At 66.5% G+C, this 1103-nt stretch carries 1 pseudogene; it reads right to left on the reverse strand.

Annotation, left to right across the window (positions count from 1 at the left end):
* Positions 1-23: 23 nt before the first annotated feature.
* Positions 24-1027: pseudogene (locus ACHBTE_RS35700) on the reverse strand (IS5 family transposase).
* Positions 1028-1103 lie beyond the last annotated feature (76 nt).

A 1103-nucleotide genomic window follows, 5' to 3' on the forward strand; every position in this document is an offset into this window, starting at 1 on the left:
CTAGGGTCTGTGTGACGTTGTGATCAGCCAGTTGCCTTCAGCAGGTCGTTGATCCAGATCATTGAGGCCCGGAGGTGGAGGCCGGCGAGGTAGCTCTCGGGCGACTTGTCGTATCGAGTGGCGATGCCCCGCCAGGCCTTGAGCTTGTTGATGAGCCTCTCGACCGTGTTCCGCTCCTTGTAAAGATCGCTGTCGTGGCACGTGGGGCGGCCGCCTCGGCGGCCCTTCTTCTTTCGGTTGACGGCCTGGTCCTTCTTCTCCGGAATGACTGCCTTGATGCTGCGTTTCCGCAGGTAAGAGCGGTTGGCGCGGGACGAGTAGGCCTTGTCCGCGGCGACAGCGCCGGGCCGGGTTCGAGGCCGGCCGACAGGCAGACGGACCCGGATCTTCTGCAGCACGGGGACGAACTGCGGGCTGTCGCCGGCCTGTCCTGCGGTCAGCACGAGGGACAGCGGACGGCACCTGCGGTCCGCGGCGAGATGGATCTTGCTCGTCAGTCCGCCACGGGATCTGCCGAGCAGAGCTTGATTCAGCCGGAACTTGCGCCGTCGCCTGATACGCCGTCGCTCTTCCTGCTCGGGGTCGTGCCCGCCGTCCTGCCCGTTCTGTCCCGGCGGGCCGCCCCTTTTTGCCGGGCCCGCTCCTGTTCGGCGGCGGCTTCCTCAAGGGCGTCCATGACGTCCTTGCCGAGGTGCATCCCGGCTGCGTCGTGGTGGGCGCGGGCCGTAGTGGAGTCCACGCTGACCAGGGATAAGTCCGTCTGTCCCCGGCGAGCGGCCTCGGCGATCATGCCTTCCAGGAGAGCGGAGAAGACCCCGGCGTCCCGCCAGACGCGAAAGCGCCCGTAGACCGTCGGCCATGGTCCGAACTCGGAGGGCATCTCGCGCCACTGGGCGCTCGACCGGAACCGCCAGATCACCCCCTCGAACTGCTCCCGCAGTCGCTCGGGGTACGGACCGTACTCGCCTATCGGCAGGTACGGCTCGATGAACTCCCACTGCTCGTCGGTGAGTTGCCTACGTGTCACACCCAGCGTCCTACCAGGTCCCACCCCCACACGGGACCAGAACCCGAGAATGATCACAACCTCACACAGGCCCTAG

Source organism: Streptomyces sp. M41 (assembly GCF_043673425.1).
Taxonomy (GTDB): Bacteria; Actinomycetota; Actinomycetes; order Streptomycetales; family Streptomycetaceae; genus Streptomyces.